The sequence below is a fragment of the Methanosarcinales archaeon genome, from assembly GCA_014859725.1.
Classification (GTDB): Archaea; Halobacteriota; Methanosarcinia; order Methanosarcinales; family Methanocomedenaceae; genus Kmv04.
Map to the genome: position 1 here is coordinate 1 of JACUTQ010000037.1, position 16,419 is coordinate 16,419.

Sequence of the window (16,419 nt, forward strand, 5' to 3'; positions counted from 1 at the left end):
GGCTATCTTCAAGGTAGTCTTCTTCTAATTTTGGGGATGCAGAAAACTCATTATCCATAACTTCATCCCAACAAAACATATATTCGTTCGTTTTGGTGATCTGTGCATTTTCAACCCAATCATATTCAAAAGATTTCAAATGCTCTATGAGGTTATCGCTCTCATTTCCAGGCACATTGTCCCACATAAATACCGGACTAAGATTTTGGTTATAATTATTCAGGCTATATACGCTTGTAAAAGATACCAGTTTAATTTCGGGTATGGATTGTTGGTTGGATGGTAATGTCGGGTCTGTAATCGCTTGATTTTCTCTTTCACATCCACTAAAAATTAGTGTAACTAAAATCAATATCAATATCAATATCAATATCCTGTTTACAGTTATCACGTAATTCACTCCCTATTTGATATTTATCTGCTGTCCTGTTATATGTCAATTTTTAAATTTCTTTATACCTAATGCGAATGAAGTGCTAATACCAATTGTGAGTATGCCCAGTATCGCCATACCCAGATAATAATTAGAAAAAACATATGGTCTGAGCACAAAGGAATATGAAGTCCCAATAATAATAATAATTAGATTGGCAAGCACAAATCCTACAAAAGAGTAGATGAAACTATACCCCAGATTCTTGCATATCCTGTATACCAATAAATAGGATGTTATAAAAATTGCAGGTAATATAATTATCCATTCCCAATGAATATTGGTCATATTATTATCCTCTCTTTGTTCTTTCGATTGCTTTTCTGAAAGACTGTTATGTAAACCCAGATATGTAAACTTTTCGATGAATACGAAGGTTTAAATGTTGGTGATTGGATATATGATTAGAAGTATTTAAACCAAAAAAGATGAAGTAAAATTTGGGAGGAAACATCAGATGAACCGTGAAGAGTTCTTAAATAAAAATCTACTGCGCGAATTTATTTATTTCGTAATTATTGTGATCATTTTATCAGTTTCAATTAGTCTAGCTGCACCAGCCCTGGATTCTTTGTTAGGAATTGATTTCTTCCTTGAATATCAAACATCTGGAGAATGGCATATTATCAGGTCAAATAATGTGAATGCTCTGATCATAAGCATTTTTATCACAATAATCATATGGATTATCAGAATGTTTGCATTAAAGTCTGTCCGCGCCTGAAATTTCAATGCAAAAAACACAGTATTTCATAAATAAGATTAATTTGAGCATCATTGAGATGCCCCGGACAAAGCACAGCGACGTCCGGGGTCGTTGACTATGAAAAAACAGCTTTATTAATCGCATCTAATGTAGCATCTACCTCTATCGGACTTTCGCACATCTGCAATACTTCTTCAGGATCTTTCAGCAAATGACCTGTAGTAATACACACAACAGTCTCATCTGATTTAATTATTCCCATATCAACCAGTTTTTTAAGACCCGCTATCGAGGAAGCACTGGCTGGTTCCACTCCTATTCCTTCAAGTCTGGCCAGGTCCTTTTGTGCAGTTATAATTTCTTCATCAGACACTGACTCAGCTAAACCACCAGACCTGTACATTGCGTCAAGAGCCTTGACAGCATTCACAGGATCCCCTATCCTGATGGCGGTTGCAATAGTCTCGGGACTTGAAACAGGTATTATATCCTTCTGTCCTTCTTTGAATGCATTCACGATCGGACATGAACCTTCTGCCTGAATTCCTATCATCTGGGGTATCCTGTCGGTGAGGCCCAGTTCATTGAATTCCCTGAAACCTTTATAGATTGCCGAGATATTACCTGCATTACCTACCGGCAGCACCAGTTTATCAGGCACTTCCCATCCCAGCTGGTCGACTACTTCAAAAGCAATGGTCTTCTGTCCTTCCAGCCGGTATGGATTCACAGAATTTAGCAGATAGAATCCTTCATGATCGCACAGTTCCCTCACTAGTTTTAACGCATCATCAAAATTGCCTCTAATACTCAATACCTTAGCACCGTGCATTATAGCCTGGGCCACCTTACCCATTGCCACTTTACCAGCAGGCAGCATTACAACAACTGGCAAATTAGCCTTGGCACCATAGATGGCCAGTGAAGCTGAAGTATTACCTGTAGATGCACATGCTAATGTCTTCATCCCCAGCTCCATGGCTTTGGATACTCCTACGGTCATACCCCTGTCCTTAAAACTGCCTGTTGGATTCAAGCCTTCATGCTTTACATATAAGTTATCAATCCCGATCTTCTGGGCCAGGCGATCGCACCGGTACAAAGCCGTGCCGCCTTCATTAATGGAAACGGGGTCCCGTTCGACAGGAAGCAGTGCTTTATATTTCCATACCGACAGCGGGACACCTTCAAAATCTTTCCTGCTAATTGAGAGTTCAGACCAGTCATACACGATCTCTAATAAACTATTGCATTTTGGACAGGTATAGACGATCTCCTGGGGTTGGTATTCTGCTCCACATTGAATACATCTTTGTATATACATTTGAGTTCTCCGGTATGGGTATGACTAAGTAGTCAATATATTTGAAATATTTGGTTCCTCAATGGACTGGTAGAACTTAACTTTATTCTACCTGCTTCCTTCCGAGCCTGAAGGCTGATATATTTACTTCTACGGTCTTGGGAGGTACAATCTTGCTTATACTTTCCTCGAGACTCCTGAGATCCAGGGGCAGATAATTGGATAGAGCACCGATCATCACAACATTCGAGGTGAGGGGATGGCCTGCTTCAATAGCAAGGGATTCGGCATCAATGGCTACGAGCTGTTTGCACCTGCTCCTGAGTTGGGTAAATATGGTTTCCACTTCAGGATATTTTGAACTGCCAGATAATACAGAGATTGGCAGTACAGGATTCGTATTTATTACTACCACACCTTCAGGCGATAGAAATTCTATAGCTCTCAAAGCTTCCACTGGTTCCAGACCCAGTATCGCATCTGCTCTTCCTTCTGGTATCAGCGACCCATATTTGCAGTCCAGTCTTACATGGTTAATTACTGACCCACCCCGCTGTGCCATCCCGTGTGTCTCTGAGGACTGAACAGATAATCCCTGGTTCACGGCGGCTTTGCCAATAATATCCGAAGCCGTAATAGCCCCCTGTCCCCCCACACCTACTATAATCAGGTCAAATTCTTTCAATTTGAAACCTCCTTTATGGCCTCAAACGGACATACCTGGGCACAGACACCACACCCTACACAAAACGAATTGATGTGTGATTTCCCTTTTTCCCCCTTTTCTTCACTTTCTTTGAACTCGATAGCAGGACAGCCGATCTTAATGCAGGTCTTGCAGCCTGTACATTCATTTGTATCAACCACAAACTGTCCCAATCTTTGCCCTCTGCGGCGGGCTGTGATGATACATTCCTGTTTTGAAATGACCACTGAGACACCTTTATGCTCCTTAGCTTGTTTGAATATCTCAATAGTCTTTGTTATGTCAAATGGATCAGTCGTTGTAACAAATTCTACACCGCATGCCCTTGCTATTTCTTCCAGGGACACTTCATATGTATTATCACCCAGTACATTCAGCCCTGTGCTTGGATTTGGCTGGTGTCCGGTCATGGCTGTGATCCGGTTATCCAGGATAGTAACAGTAATATCTGCATCATTATATACTGCATTTAATAGCCCGGGGATACCTGTATGTAAAAAAGTAGAGTCTCCAATAGAGCAGCAGATAGGTTTTGTCTCTCCTGCATGGTAAATCCCTGTTGCCGTGGTGATACTGGCACCCATGCACAGACACGTGTCCATGGTTTCCAATTGAACGCCCAGTGTATAGCAACCGATATCGCCTGGAAATACAGCGTCCTTACCAAAGGCCTTTTTCATAGCAATATATGTGGCCCTGTGAGGACAGCCAGGACACATAACAGGTGGTCGGTTCGGCAGTTCCATTGAGGTCTTTTCCGGGATATATGGACTATGATCCAGACCAGCTATTTTTGCAATTGCTGCTTCCACAATTGTCAGGTTCAGTTCTCCATTTCTGGGTATAATATCCTTTCCATGAATCTCAATATCACTCCCGGAAATTGACCTTACTGTTTCTTCCACAATTGGTTCCATTTCTTCGATAATTAGCACTTGTTTAACAGAATCCAACATTTTTTTTATTAAACCCACAGGTGGGGGATATGTTGTGATCTTTAAGAATGAGCATTTGATACCCAGCTTTCCAATAGATTCTTTTGTATAAGCGAAAGCCACACCTGAAGCTATGATACCCAGTTCGGCACCTTCAATAATATCTAATTTGTTCCAGGCAGACAATTCAAGAGCTTTGGCGATCTCATTTTGCTTCTCAATTAATATTCTATGACGTACCCGTGCACGCGAGGGCAGCATCAACCATTGTTCAGGCCTTTTTTCGAAATGGATCTCATGTGGTGCAAATATGGGTTCTCTGAGATGAATATCAGATTTTCCATGACATATCCTGGTGGTGGGTCTTAGTATTACAGGGGTTTCGAACTTTTCTGAAAATTCGAATGCGAATGACACCATATCGTATGCCTCCTGGGGTGTGGCCGGATCCAGGCACGGGATAAGTGCAAATTGAGCATAACGCCTGTTGTCCTGCTCGTTCTGGGACGAATGACATCCAGGGTCATCAGCCGAGATTATGATCAGACCGCCTTTCACCCCTGTATATGCCAGTGTCATTAAAGGATCAGAGGCCACATTTAATCCCACATGTTTCATAGTGGCAACACTACGTCCACCTGACCAGGAAGCTCCGATGGCAACTTCCAGTGCTACTTTTTCATTGACCGACCACTCAATATGACATTCGGGTTTCATAAGACCTAAGTATTCGATTATCTCAGAGGATGGTGTGCCTGGATAACCGGCCACAACATCGACTGCATTATCAATAATTGCCTGTGCCATGGCATGATTGCCCAGTAAATAGCGAATATGATTTTGTTCCACTTTATTCCCCTTCCTTTTCCTTAAACTCACTTAGTCTCTGAGAGATATTTTCCAGGCTTATACCAATACCTGGCAGACCATCAGGCAGCCAGAAATTATAATCATAATACAGGTTGATCAGGTCGCTGTATTCATTTTCGGCTTTTTCAATCACTACATATCCATCTTCCACATCTTCAAACAATGATTCTAATTTAGACACTTTACGGGACATTGTCTCAACAATATCAGAAGCGACCATGTCCCAGTCAAAGGATCGGCAGCCATCAAATTCAAAAATCTCCATGATCTCGCTGAATTCCGGGGGTATATTTCCAAATGAGGCGGGTCCGGCAATGTAATGTTTTTCCCCGCCAGGAGCATCACAAACAGCTGTACTGAAAATGGATTCAAGCCAGTGAGCACCTAATGCTGACTTGATAAGCTGCCTTATCTCATCCAGGTCCGGTATTTCTTCATCCCGCATATATGCAAGTTCCTGGGCTATCTCAAAAATTTCATCTTCAGATAGTACAACCATGACCTCAACGATGCCAGAGAGTTCTTCCAATGTCAGCATAAATGAAGATAAGAAGCTAACATAAAATAGATTTCCCTTCTGATTGAAGCCGATTGTTAAGTTTTTATAATTTTTAATAATCTATTTAAACCTTGGATACATCAAATGTTATAGCAATGGGAACCCATAAAAAGGAAGGGACGAAAAAACAGATGTCTAAAAAAAAATGTTTGACATGTCTGATATGCTATCCAGAACTTAAAGAATAGGTGAAAGAGAATGGGTAAAGTAGTTTTAATTGACTTTTCTGCAGAGTGGTGCGGACCTTGTAAGATGCAAGATCCGATCATAGAGAAGTTAGAGGGAAAATTCAAAGATACTGTGGAGTTCAGGAAGATCGATGTGGATTCCAATATCGATCTGTCAAGCAAATACGGGATTCATGCAGTACCCACCATTGTAATTGAAAAGGATGGGGAGATCTATAAAAAATATGTGGGTGTTACCAGACCAAATGTTCTGGAAAAAGACCTGAACGAAGCTTTGAAATAATATTTATTTGGGGTGTATACTTATTTTTCTCGACCTGGGAGTTATACCAGTTAGGTTAACAACGACCAGGGGAACTGCAAGACCACATATGGCCTTCTCCTTCGACGACCACGTTTTTGCATTCGATACCAGCCGGACATTCAAGAATGATCCCATACAGCCAGAGGCCTATTTTATAACACATGCCCATTCAGACCACCATGGAAAATCCGCAATGGTGTCCCCAATGGCTATTTGTTCTGAAGAGACCGCCCGGGCTTTAGAGATTCGTTTTGCCAGGGAATATAAGGGCAGGACATTTGCAATCGGGGAGAGTATTAACGTAAACGATGTGGAAATTAAAACATACCCCACACACCATACCATCGGTTCATGTGCTTTTTTCTGGGAAAATAGCAATGGGACCCGGGTCCTTGTAACCGGGGATGTGAAAGATGCTTCACACATGCCCGATTGCGATTGTTTGGTAACTGAAGCAAATTACGGAGATCCTTCAGATCCAGCATGCTATTTTGAAGACGATATCGCCGGATTGGACCAGATACTGGAGGACAATGTGGCATTGGGAGCATACGCCTTCGGCAAGGCGCAGCGGGCAGTGAGCCTTATCCGTAGTGCAGGCTGGCATAAGGAGATCTCAATGGACAGCATGGGTTACAAACTTACAAAAGGTCTTATGAACGACTGCGGCTCCCTTACTGAGATACTGGAGTATAATGGAGGACACCAGGGTATCACTATTGTGCCGCCATGGGATCTGGGGAAACTTCCTGGCAGCATGAAAAAATACGTACTTACAGGCAGGAATGATTATTATTATCCTCCCATCCATATCAGCGACCACATGGATGTGAAAGGATTGGTAGATATGGTGATGAGACTGGAACCCGAAGCTACCCTGATCTATCATCCTGACGGCCACAGGCCCAGGCGGCTGGCTGAACATCTCAATAAGGTGGGATTGCCAGCTGCGGCGCTGAGCGATGTTTTAATATAACCGCCATGTCTTGAAAATTGTTTGTTGTTTTAATTTGGTATTTGTTTGGTTCATATACAATTCTCGCCTGAATTATCTCTATTAGTTTCAGAGTGCTTGGTAAACCATCATATAATATGCAAAAAATATTAAAAATGGATGGATAAAAATGTTGATAGAGATTTTACTTGGTACGATAATATTACTTTTAATAATACTGATTTTTCTGGTTATAAAAAAATGGAAAATTGAGCCAACAGATATAGAATCTGCCGTATCCAATACCTGGATAAAGCTGGGTCTGGATGAAAAGGTTGGTACATTGGCCACTTATGCATCTGATATAAGAAATGATTACAGATCCCTCGAGACTATGCTCAGGGTACCAACTGAAAGGGGGACCCTGGGAGAAATTGCTCTTGAGACCATCCTTACTGATCAACTTCCCCCAGATATGTTCGGGATCAGGAAAAAGATCCTTGATGGCAAGATCCCTGATGCTAATATCCGATCAACTGTAGGGATTATCTGTATAGATTCAAAGTTTCCTCTGGATAACTACAGAAAAACAATAGAAGCGAACGATCCTGATGAGCAGGAAGCCTTTAAAAGACAGTTTATTAGAGATGTCAAGGGCCATTTAGACAAAATTGCCACGGATTATGTCAGGCCCGAAAAAGGAACTGCTGATTTTGCCTTTGCCTATATCCATTCTGAAGGTGTCTATTGGTTCCTGGTGAATGAAGCTTTTGAAATGCTGCGGGATTATACCAAAAAAGGAGTACAGGTAGTCTCACCATTGACAATATCCCACAAGATAGAATTGATAAAGGCAGGGGTCCATGCAAAAAAACTTTCCGATGATGCGCAGAAAGTGCATCATGAGATCATTACCCTGTCCAGGGATTTTAAGGATATTGATGAAAAATGGCGAGTGTTTTTCCAAACTCATTTAAGGAATTTAGCAAATAAAGCAGATGAAATAGATTCTGCATATAAGAGAATTTCAGAGGATTTTGATAAGATCAACAGGTTGTCAGATGAATGAAGCAATTAATTATAAGTATGTTATTCGAAGCCATTAAGTGAATTGATTCCTTAGTAGAGCTTGAAATTGTAACAAGGATTTAGATGTGAAATAATATGACTAAGAAAGCAGCAGTAATCAAAGGCGACGGTGTTGGACCTGAACTGGTGGATGCTATGATAGCAGTAACCCGGGCCGCAGGTACAAATGTGGAGTTCATAGCCTGCGAAGCAGGGGCTACCTGGTGGGAAGCAAAGGGTGGCGACTCACTGATCCCACCTGAAACGTGGAAGCTACTTGAAAATACCGATGCATGTTTTAAAGGACCTACCACCACTCCGGGAGGGGCAGGTTCTCCCAAAAGCGTGGCTGTATCTATCAGACAGAAGTTTAACCTGTATGCTAATGTGCGGCCAATAAAAACATTTCCTAATACGGCAAAACCTCTCGGTGATGTGGATTTTGTATGCGCACGAGAGGGTACCGAAGGATTATACATAGGTAAAGAAGTGCAGCTCACCGACGATGTATATATTGCAATACGCAAGATCACCCGCAGCCAGAGCAGCCGAATTGCCAGGTATGCATTTGAAGAAGCAGCACGCAGGGGATGGAAAACCGTGGTGCCTATCCACAAGAGCAATATCCTGAAACTAACTTGCGGTACCTTTTTGGAAGAAGTGGAAAAGGCAAGACAGGACTATCCTGATATTGAAGTATGGGAATATCATATTGATAATATTGCCCAGCAGTTGATCAAGAACCCGCAGATTTTTGATCACACGATTCTTTTATCCACAAACCTTTTCATGGATGTTATCAGCGAGGAATGCAGCGCTCTTGTAGGAAGTATCGGGTTGATCTATTCTGCTAACATCGGTGATAATTATGCCATGTTCGAACCGGCCCATGGTTCAGCACCAAAATATGCCGGACAGGATAAGGTCAATCCGGTAGCTACCATTTTAGCAGGGGCCTGGATGCTGGATTACCTGGGCGAAAAAGAGCAGTCAAAAGCTATTTTTGATGCTACTGAAGCTGTGATATCAGAAGGACAAAATGTAACTTATGATATGGGTGGCAGTGCAAAGCTCAGCCAGATGACTGAAGCGATCATCGCCAAATTATAACTTTTTTTCAAAAAAAGAGGCCGGCGTTATTTCGCCGGTTTATTTTATTTTTTAAAAAAAATCAATCTTTTTGGGCCCGTTCATGAGTTTCTGATTCAACCATTGGTTCGAACATAAAGTATTTTTCAACATAACCTCTGATTTCTTCATCAGAAATGCATGATATCCTTAATTCTTTATCATACAGCCTCTGGATATCGGATTGGATAGCTTTGAGCCTTGGGTCTTTTTTCAGGACCTTGGTCCTGACTTTCATCAATTCATTAAGGGTCTCTTGCACTTTATGTCTCAGTACTTCCAGACCTGAGGAATCACCTATCAATAACTGACGCTTACCGCCTACAACCTCTGGTAAATAAGCTTCGTACGTGAAAGGGTTCTTAATCACACCTGCTGTATGGATGCCGCTTTCGTGGGCAAAAATATTCTTGCCTACAACCGCCTTATTTCTGGGAACCCTGATACCCAGCTCGGTTTCCATGAATTTGCCGAATTCTGTTGCCGCTTCCAGGTTATATTTTTCAAACCCTTCGACCCTCTGTATCAGGAATAATACTATTTTTTCCAGCTCGGTGTTCCCTGCACGCTCACCTATTCCCAGGAAAGTCAGACTTGACCAGTTGGCACCATACCAGTAGCCAGCCAGTGAATTGGCCATACCCAGGCCAAAATCATCATGAACGTGCGTTTCGACATTCTTTACACCCATCTCTTCCTTCAAATATCTGACCATTTCAGGAATTCCATAGGGTTCATCCACACCATCGAAAGGCACTCCCATGCCCAGGGTATCGCATAAGCGGATAGTACAGTCGGGGTCGATCTCAATGAGCTTCCTGCAAAGAGGGTATACAAAGCCATAATTGTCGGCCCGTGTCATATCTTCGATATGTGCACGTGTGCGCAGCCCGTGGTCTACTGCATACTGGAGTGCATCAAGATATTTCTCCTCTGCTGCTTCCCTGTTTGGAAGCCCCATCTTGTCAATAATATGAGAATCAGATACTGACATAAGGATGCCTGTTTCCTCGATCCCGTCCATCTCAAGAATAATATCAATATCTGCGGGATTGGCCCTGGCCCAACCCGTAACTTCAGGGAATTCATATCCCCTATTTAGCATAGCTTTAGCTGCTTCCTTATCTCGCTTGTTGAATAGAAAAGCTTCGAGTTTCTCAATTCCAATTTTATGGAGATATTCATAAATCTGCAGTTTCTGGCTTCTGGACATTACAACACCAGGCATCTGAGAGCCGTCACGTATGGTGCTGTCACTAATAAAAACTTCCTGTCCTAATGGTAATTTGATCTTCGGCAGATCATCATAGTCCCTGTACACTTTCATAGGGCTCTTAATTGATGTTTATGATTAAAACACTTTTTATAATGGATCAATGGCCGAAACAGAATCGGTTATTATTGCAGCTCAAGATTAAAATCAAATCTTGTGAACCATCATAATAATCAACCTGAATATTATTGGCATTACCGAAGTGTTTTTTCTATATGGTTCATCTACGTTTATATATTTAAAAAGCATACTTGGATACCATGATGGGCAACACCTTCGGAAAAGCATTCTCAATCACAACCTGGGGCGAAAGCCATGGACCTGCAGTTGGTGTGGTGATTGATGGCTGCCCCTCGGGACTGAAGCTGACTGAAGCTGATATCCAGCATGATCTTGACCGCCGCCGGCCCGGCCAGAGCGAGGTGTCCACCCCGCGCACAGAAGAGGATAAAATAGAGATCTTATCTGGTGTGTTCCAGGGTAAGACTACCGGCACGCCCATTGCGATGCTGGTCAGGAACAGGGATAGTGATTCCAGTAAATATGATATTATCAAAGATACACCCCGCCCGGGTCATGCTGATTTTACCTATCAGATGAAATACGGTATCCGGGATTACAGAGGAGGCGGCCGTTCTTCTGCCAGGGAGACCGTGGCCAGGGTAGCAGCAGGAGCAGTAGCAAAAAAAATCCTGGCCCAAAATGGTATTGAGATATTCGCACATGTAATTGAACTGGGCGGTATCAAGGCATCACCTGTTTTAGTTGAAGATATTAAGAAAAATGTAGAATCCAATCCTATACGCTGTGCAGACCCGGATGCCGCCAAAGCAATGCTTGATAGGGTAAAACAGGCCAAGGCAGACAACGACAGCATAGGTGGCGTCGTTGAGATTATTGCCCTGAATGTCCCAACAGGTCTTGGGGAGCCGGTATTTGATAAGCTGGACGCAAACCTTGCCGGGGCTTTAATGGGGATTGGTGCAGTAAAGGCTGTAGAGATCGGAGCAGGTTTACAATCCGCTCGAATGACTGGCAGTCAGATGAATGACCCCTTAGGGATAGAAAAGGGAAAAGTGGTATGCTTATCCAACAATGCGGGAGGCATTCTCGGAGGAATATCCAGTGGTTGGCCCATTGTATGCCGCATAGCTGTCAAACCCACTCCATCCATTGCACAATCTCAGAGGACCGTGAACCTGGCAAACCTGACTGAAACTGAGATCACCATAGAGGGTCGGCACGACCCAACTATTCCACCACGGATCGTTCCGGTCGCCGAAGCTATGGTAGCTTTGGTGCTGGTCGATCATTTGATCAGATTATCTCAATCTTAATATATATGATCAATAAGCTGCTAATACTTCTTGAGTCTGAGCCTGTTGATCTAATTGTTCCTTCCGTACTTCAAATTCAGGGAACATTTCGATATTTTGTATCAATTCATCATAAATGTCGTGCTTGGAACTAACAATAACCACGTGTGCAGGTGGATGTATCTTAGACAACTTCCCAATAGCCACACTGGGGCTTGTATTCAAAAGAACAACAGCTGCTGCACTACATTTGTTTTTTAATGGACATTTTAAAACACTTGTAAGAATGTCATCTGCATAATCAGGCGTTATGATTTTTGGTTGTTCTGCAAATACCATTCGTCCGTATCTTCTTAAATCAAGAAGGGTAGTATGAACTTTTGAATTACTATCTGCACGTACTACTGCAATTGACTTCATTTTTTCACTCCAGACCAATTATGGCAAATAAAATATGAACAATGCACTATAAATATATTGCCATAACTTGATTAGTAATAAAATTCATGAATTAATAACTCCAATGGAAACAGTAAAAATCGAAAGTGCGATTGAAGAAATTGAATCCGAAAAAGAATCTACTTTCTCTTTTCCTGTTGGTTTTAGCTATAATGAAGTTAATATTTTTGGTAAACATGATGGAGTTTGTTTTCAAAATGGAATTCCACATTTTCTTTTTGAAATAAAATCAACAAATGGTAATATAAACATTGTCTATCCAAGTGAAAAAATTCAAGCGTATTTATATGCTTTAGCACTTGAATATATGGGATTCAATACATCTCAACTACAAATTATTATTATTAAAGCCAAACAGAATATGAGTGTCGAAGATTTAAAAGGTTGTATTGAACCAATTATCTTTTATTTAAAAGAAGGAACTATAAATGAATTCAATATAGTCTTTCCTAGAGTGAAAATATATCAATTCGATTTTTCAACGCACTTTCCGCAGGTAAATCTCAAAAGTGAATCTTTTAGTTAAACATTTAATCATGTCGGTTAATTGCGGTTTTCAAAATGTGCGTGAAAATGGTTTAAAATTATGTATGTCAATTTTCTACTGAAGTTTGCAAATTGTATACTAAAACAGGATCTCTCCAACATTGAATGGGTGAATATTGTCATCTCACCATGTGCATATATATGTACAGTATAAATATATTATGCGATACATATTCAAAACCGGCATCAGGAAAAATGTTGAAAATTTGCATATACCTGCGGAAAGTGCGTTTCAAAAAAAAGTAAAAAAGAAATTGTAGACAAACTTGAGTATATTATAAAATTTTGGACTAAGGAAAGAGTACCAAATTATTCAGATTATATTGGTAGATGCAGAATGTGTAGATATAAAGGTGAATGTTCTACTAATCCAGAATTATAGTACAATTTAAATTACTCTTTTAAATGTTAAAATAACATCTAATGTGAATCATGCACAGTTCATCCTTCACTAACAGTACAGGGTCTTCCTATACTTAAATAAAACGATTTATTGCTTTGAATCCTGCTTAAATTTAGATACACCCGGAAACAAACTCTAATAGAGGTTGGAGTATCTATCTGGGACATCATGCGCCCCGATTAGTCTGAGGGGACAAATCCACAAACAAAGTATGTTCAGTGATTGCTCAGGGCGCATTCCCGGAAAATATGGGAGTGGATTTAAGTTTTTCGAAATTGTCTTACACCAAAAACTTAATCAAATCTTCACTCAACCGAGTCTCTAAACCCAACTTAGATATTATCTCTTCCTTTGATGTGCCTTCCTTCTTTAACTCTTCAATTCTGTCAAATATACGTGGTTTAATCTCATAGTATTCATTGATGTCCTTTCTATGACCCCACACATCGCCTTCCAGAAGTTCAATGCCCTGCATTTTGAGGAACATCAAAGTAGATTTGGATATCGTCTTTAAATATGAATTTGGTATATGGAGAGCTTTCAGCTTTGGACATGTTTTCACAAGCATAAAAATATCCTTATTCGACGGCCTGAATGCGAAATGAACTATCTCTTCATATTCAATTGTCTCAATTTCTTCTTTTGAACTTACAATTCTTATTTTCATAATTCTACCCCGATAATGTTTTTGAAGATCTTGAATATTTTATAGAGATATATAAATTTTTCTAAAACATTGTCAAAAGTTGCGACGGCACACCCAACCGCAGCAGAACCGCAGGGTATAGTTATTAAGATTATATACAGGGATTCATAATACTTTCGAATTATTTCTCTTATGCCTCAATTTTACGTTTCGGCTCCAGCTGATGAAAGAAGAGGAGTTTTTACATGATATTTGAATCCCATTTAAATAAACAGGCATGAATCGGCTGTAGTGAGTGAACGGAGCGAAGCAGAGAGAACGAACGAAAGACGATTGATGCACTAAACTAAAGGGGACGGGCCGAAGCATGAGGCCGGTTCCCGGGTCTCTAAACTCAACTTCGAGAGACCAAAAAACATCCGCAATCATCCGATTCCACTCTAAAACCTAAATAAGCTAAAGCTAAACCACCTAAAAACCGCTAACAATAGACTCACCCAAAACTGCCGAATTTTAATTATTTCATACTGTAGGTGTAAGGTTGCAGCTTCAAATCATACCTCAGCATCTTGATTTTTAAGATTCTGAAGATTTTCAACAATTCATCATTCATCTTGATCGGACGATCAACATAAAGTCACTTATTCCAGTAGTTGTAACTATGTAATTGATTTTATTGCTTATAATGCTTCTTTTAGTTTATTAACCTTACCCCTACAATACTTAAAAAACATAGGTTAAGGCAATATGGGGAAAAGCGCGCTAGATGTTGGTTTTGCTTGTATGAAAAAATTGTAGAATTTAATGGATCAGGAATAAATTGAATGGAAATCAGTAGCTTGAGGTGGATTTTAGATTAAAAAATAATTCCCAAACTTGAGCTCTAAACACTAATCTTCACTTCCCGACATTACGGGTGAGGCGAGACACATCAGCGGCTCACCTCATCCGGCAACTACTTACTGCAATTCACATGGAGTGGAGTAAGAAGATATGAGTGAATAATACAGCAAGCCTGAGAGTGGGGATATCATAGTGTGTGGCTGCCGGGGGGTGATGTCTTTACTATGCTAAGGTGGTTGTGGTCAGATGGTTGAAAAAAACACCCTGGAGTCCCAGGAACAATGGACGTAGATATACGCAGATTGAAGGTTGCCGTTAAGTATTTCACCGCGAAGGGCGCAAAGACAATGTTACTTTGACTTTGTTTTCTTTGCAGTGCAATATTACCTAAATTGTATATTTTAACAGCCATTGCATCACCCCCACCAGACACCACTTCCCGACCCACGCTCTGCGTATGAGCACCCACACCCGGTCCTTAGCACCAGAGATGGGAGGTCGGTCGGGGGCAGGAAGGGCAGCGCAGGTGAGTGGAGAAGGCCGGGCGGCGGGAAAGTGGAATAAGGAGTGGTGTCTGGACAGCATTTTATTATTAACCGCAGATGAACACAGATGAACGCAGATAACGGGTATTGTGGATTTTAATTTTGATTATACGGTATAAATTTAAGTATAATCTATTTTGGTTGCAATATATGCCTTTATCTTCGGTTCGAAACTCGCACAAATCTACAAGGCTGGCTGCCACTCTGCCGCCCTGTAGGGCCGCGGTGGCAGGTAAAGTGCAGACGCTAGGGCGGATGAAGAATGTGAAAAAGGGGGCGGGGGGCTTGCCCAATTTAATAAACCTTATAAATATATTTTTGATGGCTCCGGCACTTACCGACATAACATCTAATTTCACATCCCCCAAAATCACCGATTCAATCGAAATGCGCCTCCCAACTCCCTCACCACAAGGGCAGGCGGAGCAGATCTGGAGAGGCACCTGGCAGAGTGAAGGCGAAAAGGGGCAGCAGGAATCACATTCAGAATCGACACCCCCGCCGCACACCACTTCCCGACCCACGCTCTGCTCATGTACACCCACACCCGGTCCGCAGTGCCATAAATGGGCGGTCGGTCGAGTGCAGGAAGGGCAGCGCAGGTGAGTGGAGAATGGGGGGCTGATATAGGTGCATTGACAGTTTCAATCCCCTAAAACGGGTCTGTGCTTTTCCTACCCCGACGCTATTGATGCCGAAAATTTAAAAGCAATTTTCTAGAACTTATTTCCAATTTACTGATCAGTTATTACTTATTTCAATATATAGAGGTTTCGAAAAAAAAATGTTTGGCGATACCCTCCAAGTTAACAGCCTGAAATCCCATGCTTCTACCTCCAAAAACAGGTCAATCGTGTCGACGCATACTGGCGATAACCTCCTAGGTTTTTCCCCCTTCCCGAGGGTATCGCCAAAATCTCAAAAACATGAATGAAAGGCTCTTTTGAAGGCAAACAAATAGAAATGATCACCAAAATCAACAATTCCATATCTATGTCTGATATCGATCCGCCAGTGCCATCATTACTATGGCTTCAAAGAAGGGGATATCAATAAATTAGTGGAAGTCACAGATTAATTTGCATAACTATATTAACTATTAGTAAAATTTGTTAAAATAAAATTCGACTAGCTTAATGAAAATAAATAAGGGACCTGAAGTTTTGGGATAAAATATAAATCCAAATAAATCGGACTATTATAGGGATTTCTGAATGATGCTCAAGTATATAAAGGGCACCTCATATTTATTTT

The 16,419-nt window shown here is 41.2% G+C and carries 17 protein-coding genes; 8 read left to right on the forward strand and 9 right to left on the reverse strand.

Annotated elements, in window-relative coordinates; all coding sequences use genetic code 11:
- Positions 1 to 391 (reverse strand): hypothetical protein (locus IBX40_04760; GenBank protein MBE0523629.1); only part of this gene is annotated, 391 nt, incomplete at its 3' end.
- Between the two features lie 45 nt (positions 392 to 436).
- A complete protein-coding gene (locus IBX40_04765; GenBank protein ID MBE0523630.1) occupies positions 437 to 721 on the reverse strand; it encodes a hypothetical protein in 285 nt (94 codons plus the stop codon).
- Between the two features lie 169 nt (positions 722 to 890).
- On the opposite strand from IBX40_04765, the gene IBX40_04770 reads away from it, so the two are divergent.
- Positions 891 to 1,157, forward strand: a complete 267-nt coding sequence (locus tag IBX40_04770; GenBank protein ID MBE0523631.1) for a hypothetical protein — start codon at positions 891 to 893, stop codon at positions 1,155 to 1,157.
- A gap of 97 nt (positions 1,158 to 1,254) precedes the next feature.
- On the opposite strand, the gene IBX40_04775 is transcribed toward IBX40_04770, so the two are convergent.
- The 4 genes from IBX40_04775 to IBX40_04790 all read right to left on the reverse strand — a co-directional run bounded on the left by IBX40_04775 (position 1,255) and on the right by IBX40_04790 (position 5,491).
- A complete protein-coding gene (locus IBX40_04775; protein ID MBE0523632.1) occupies positions 1,255 to 2,463 on the reverse strand; it encodes a threonine synthase in 1,209 nt (402 codons plus the stop codon).
- A gap of 82 nt (positions 2,464 to 2,545) precedes the next feature.
- Positions 2,546 to 3,127 carry an indolepyruvate oxidoreductase subunit beta gene (locus tag IBX40_04780; protein ID MBE0523633.1) on the reverse strand — a complete coding sequence of 194 codons (582 nt, stop codon included), beginning with the start codon at positions 3,125 to 3,127 and terminating at the stop codon, positions 2,546 to 2,548.
- Positions 3,124 to 4,890, reverse strand: a complete 1,767-nt coding sequence (gene iorA, locus IBX40_04785) for an indolepyruvate ferredoxin oxidoreductase subunit alpha (protein ID MBE0523634.1) — start codon at positions 4,888 to 4,890, stop codon at positions 3,124 to 3,126. Before iorA ends, IBX40_04780 begins: the two co-directional genes overlap by 4 nt.
- 43 nt (positions 4,891 to 4,933) lie before the next feature.
- Positions 4,934 to 5,491 (reverse strand): hypothetical protein, encoded by a 558-nt coding sequence (locus IBX40_04790; GenBank protein ID MBE0523635.1) that lies wholly within the window; start codon positions 5,489 to 5,491, stop codon positions 4,934 to 4,936.
- A 219-nt stretch (positions 5,492 to 5,710) separates the two neighbouring features.
- On the opposite strand from IBX40_04790, the gene IBX40_04795 reads away from it, so the two are divergent.
- The 4 genes from IBX40_04795 to IBX40_04810 all read left to right on the forward strand — a co-directional run bounded on the left by IBX40_04795 (position 5,711) and on the right by IBX40_04810 (position 9,116).
- A complete protein-coding gene (locus IBX40_04795) occupies positions 5,711 to 5,983 on the forward strand; it encodes a thioredoxin fold domain-containing protein (protein ID MBE0523636.1) in 273 nt (90 codons plus the stop codon).
- Positions 5,984 to 6,071: 88 nt separating this feature from the next.
- Positions 6,072 to 6,980, forward strand: coding sequence for an MBL fold metallo-hydrolase (locus IBX40_04800; GenBank protein ID MBE0523637.1), 909 nt, complete (start codon positions 6,072 to 6,074; stop codon positions 6,978 to 6,980).
- A gap of 148 nt (positions 6,981 to 7,128) precedes the next feature.
- A complete protein-coding gene (gene rmuC / locus IBX40_04805) occupies positions 7,129 to 8,007 on the forward strand; it encodes a DNA recombination protein RmuC (protein MBE0523638.1) in 879 nt (292 codons plus the stop codon).
- Between the two features lie 95 nt (positions 8,008 to 8,102).
- Positions 8,103 to 9,116, forward strand: coding sequence for an isocitrate/isopropylmalate dehydrogenase family protein (locus IBX40_04810; protein ID MBE0523639.1), 1,014 nt, complete (start codon positions 8,103 to 8,105; stop codon positions 9,114 to 9,116).
- A 61-nt stretch (positions 9,117 to 9,177) separates the two neighbouring features.
- Here the strand turns inward: IBX40_04810 and IBX40_04815 are convergent, their stop codons facing one another.
- Positions 9,178 to 10,461: an isopropylmalate synthase gene (locus tag IBX40_04815; protein ID MBE0523640.1), complete on the reverse strand. Its 1,284-nt coding sequence runs from the start codon at positions 10,459 to 10,461 to the stop codon at positions 9,178 to 9,180.
- A 206-nt stretch (positions 10,462 to 10,667) separates the two neighbouring features.
- Here IBX40_04815 and aroC point away from each other — a divergent pair, with 206 nt between their 5' ends.
- Positions 10,668 to 11,744, forward strand: a complete 1,077-nt coding sequence (gene aroC / locus IBX40_04820; GenBank protein ID MBE0523641.1) for a chorismate synthase — start codon at positions 10,668 to 10,670, stop codon at positions 11,742 to 11,744.
- A gap of 9 nt (positions 11,745 to 11,753) precedes the next feature.
- On the opposite strand, the gene IBX40_04825 is transcribed toward aroC, so the two are convergent.
- Positions 11,754 to 12,143, reverse strand: coding sequence for a DUF356 domain-containing protein (locus tag IBX40_04825; GenBank protein ID MBE0523642.1), 390 nt, complete (start codon positions 12,141 to 12,143; stop codon positions 11,754 to 11,756).
- A gap of 103 nt (positions 12,144 to 12,246) precedes the next feature.
- Here IBX40_04825 and IBX40_04830 point away from each other — a divergent pair, with 103 nt between their 5' ends.
- Entirely contained in the window at positions 12,247 to 12,708 is a 462-nt protein-coding gene (locus IBX40_04830; protein ID MBE0523643.1) for a hypothetical protein, read from the forward strand.
- Positions 12,709 to 13,411: 703 nt separating this feature from the next.
- Here IBX40_04830 and IBX40_04835 read toward each other — a convergent pair.
- A complete protein-coding gene (locus IBX40_04835) occupies positions 13,412 to 13,798 on the reverse strand; it encodes a DUF1699 family protein (protein ID MBE0523644.1) in 387 nt (128 codons plus the stop codon).
- A 1,517-nt stretch (positions 13,799 to 15,315) separates the two neighbouring features.
- On the opposite strand from IBX40_04835, the gene IBX40_04840 reads away from it, so the two are divergent.
- On the forward strand, positions 15,316 to 15,771 hold the full coding sequence (locus IBX40_04840; GenBank protein MBE0523645.1) for a hypothetical protein: 456 nt from the start codon (positions 15,316 to 15,318) through the stop codon (positions 15,769 to 15,771).
- Positions 15,772 to 16,419: the final 648 nt, after the last annotated feature.

Coding starts and splice junctions, on each gene's coding strand:
- IBX40_04790 (MBE0523635.1), bottom strand. CDS start 5,491: ATGCTGACATTGGAAGAACTCTCTGGCATCGTTGAGGTCATGGTTGTA.
- IBX40_04800 (MBE0523637.1), top strand. CDS start 6,072: ATGGCCTTCTCCTTCGACGACCACGTTTTTGCATTCGATACCAGCCGG.
- IBX40_04815 (MBE0523640.1), bottom strand. CDS start 10,461: ATGAAAGTGTACAGGGACTATGATGATCTGCCGAAGATCAAATTACCA.
- IBX40_04835 (MBE0523644.1), bottom strand. CDS start 13,798: ATGAAAATAAGAATTGTAAGTTCAAAAGAAGAAATTGAGACAATTGAA.
- iorA (MBE0523634.1), bottom strand. CDS start 4,890: ATGGCACAGGCAATTATTGATAATGCAGTCGATGTTGTGGCCGGTTAT.
- IBX40_04810 (MBE0523639.1), top strand. CDS start 8,103: ATGACTAAGAAAGCAGCAGTAATCAAAGGCGACGGTGTTGGACCTGAA.
- IBX40_04825 (MBE0523642.1), bottom strand. CDS start 12,143: ATGAAGTCAATTGCAGTAGTACGTGCAGATAGTAATTCAAAAGTTCAT.
- aroC (MBE0523641.1), top strand. CDS start 10,668: ATGATGGGCAACACCTTCGGAAAAGCATTCTCAATCACAACCTGGGGC.
- IBX40_04830 (MBE0523643.1), top strand. CDS start 12,247: ATGGAAACAGTAAAAATCGAAAGTGCGATTGAAGAAATTGAATCCGAA.
- IBX40_04775 (MBE0523632.1), bottom strand. CDS start 2,463: ATGTATATACAAAGATGTATTCAATGTGGAGCAGAATACCAACCCCAG.
- rmuC (MBE0523638.1), top strand. CDS start 7,129: ATGTTGATAGAGATTTTACTTGGTACGATAATATTACTTTTAATAATA.
- IBX40_04770 (MBE0523631.1), top strand. CDS start 891: ATGAACCGTGAAGAGTTCTTAAATAAAAATCTACTGCGCGAATTTATT.
- IBX40_04840 (MBE0523645.1), top strand. CDS start 15,316: ATGCCTTTATCTTCGGTTCGAAACTCGCACAAATCTACAAGGCTGGCT.
- IBX40_04765 (MBE0523630.1), bottom strand. CDS start 721: ATGACCAATATTCATTGGGAATGGATAATTATATTACCTGCAATTTTT.
- IBX40_04795 (MBE0523636.1), top strand. CDS start 5,711: ATGGGTAAAGTAGTTTTAATTGACTTTTCTGCAGAGTGGTGCGGACCT.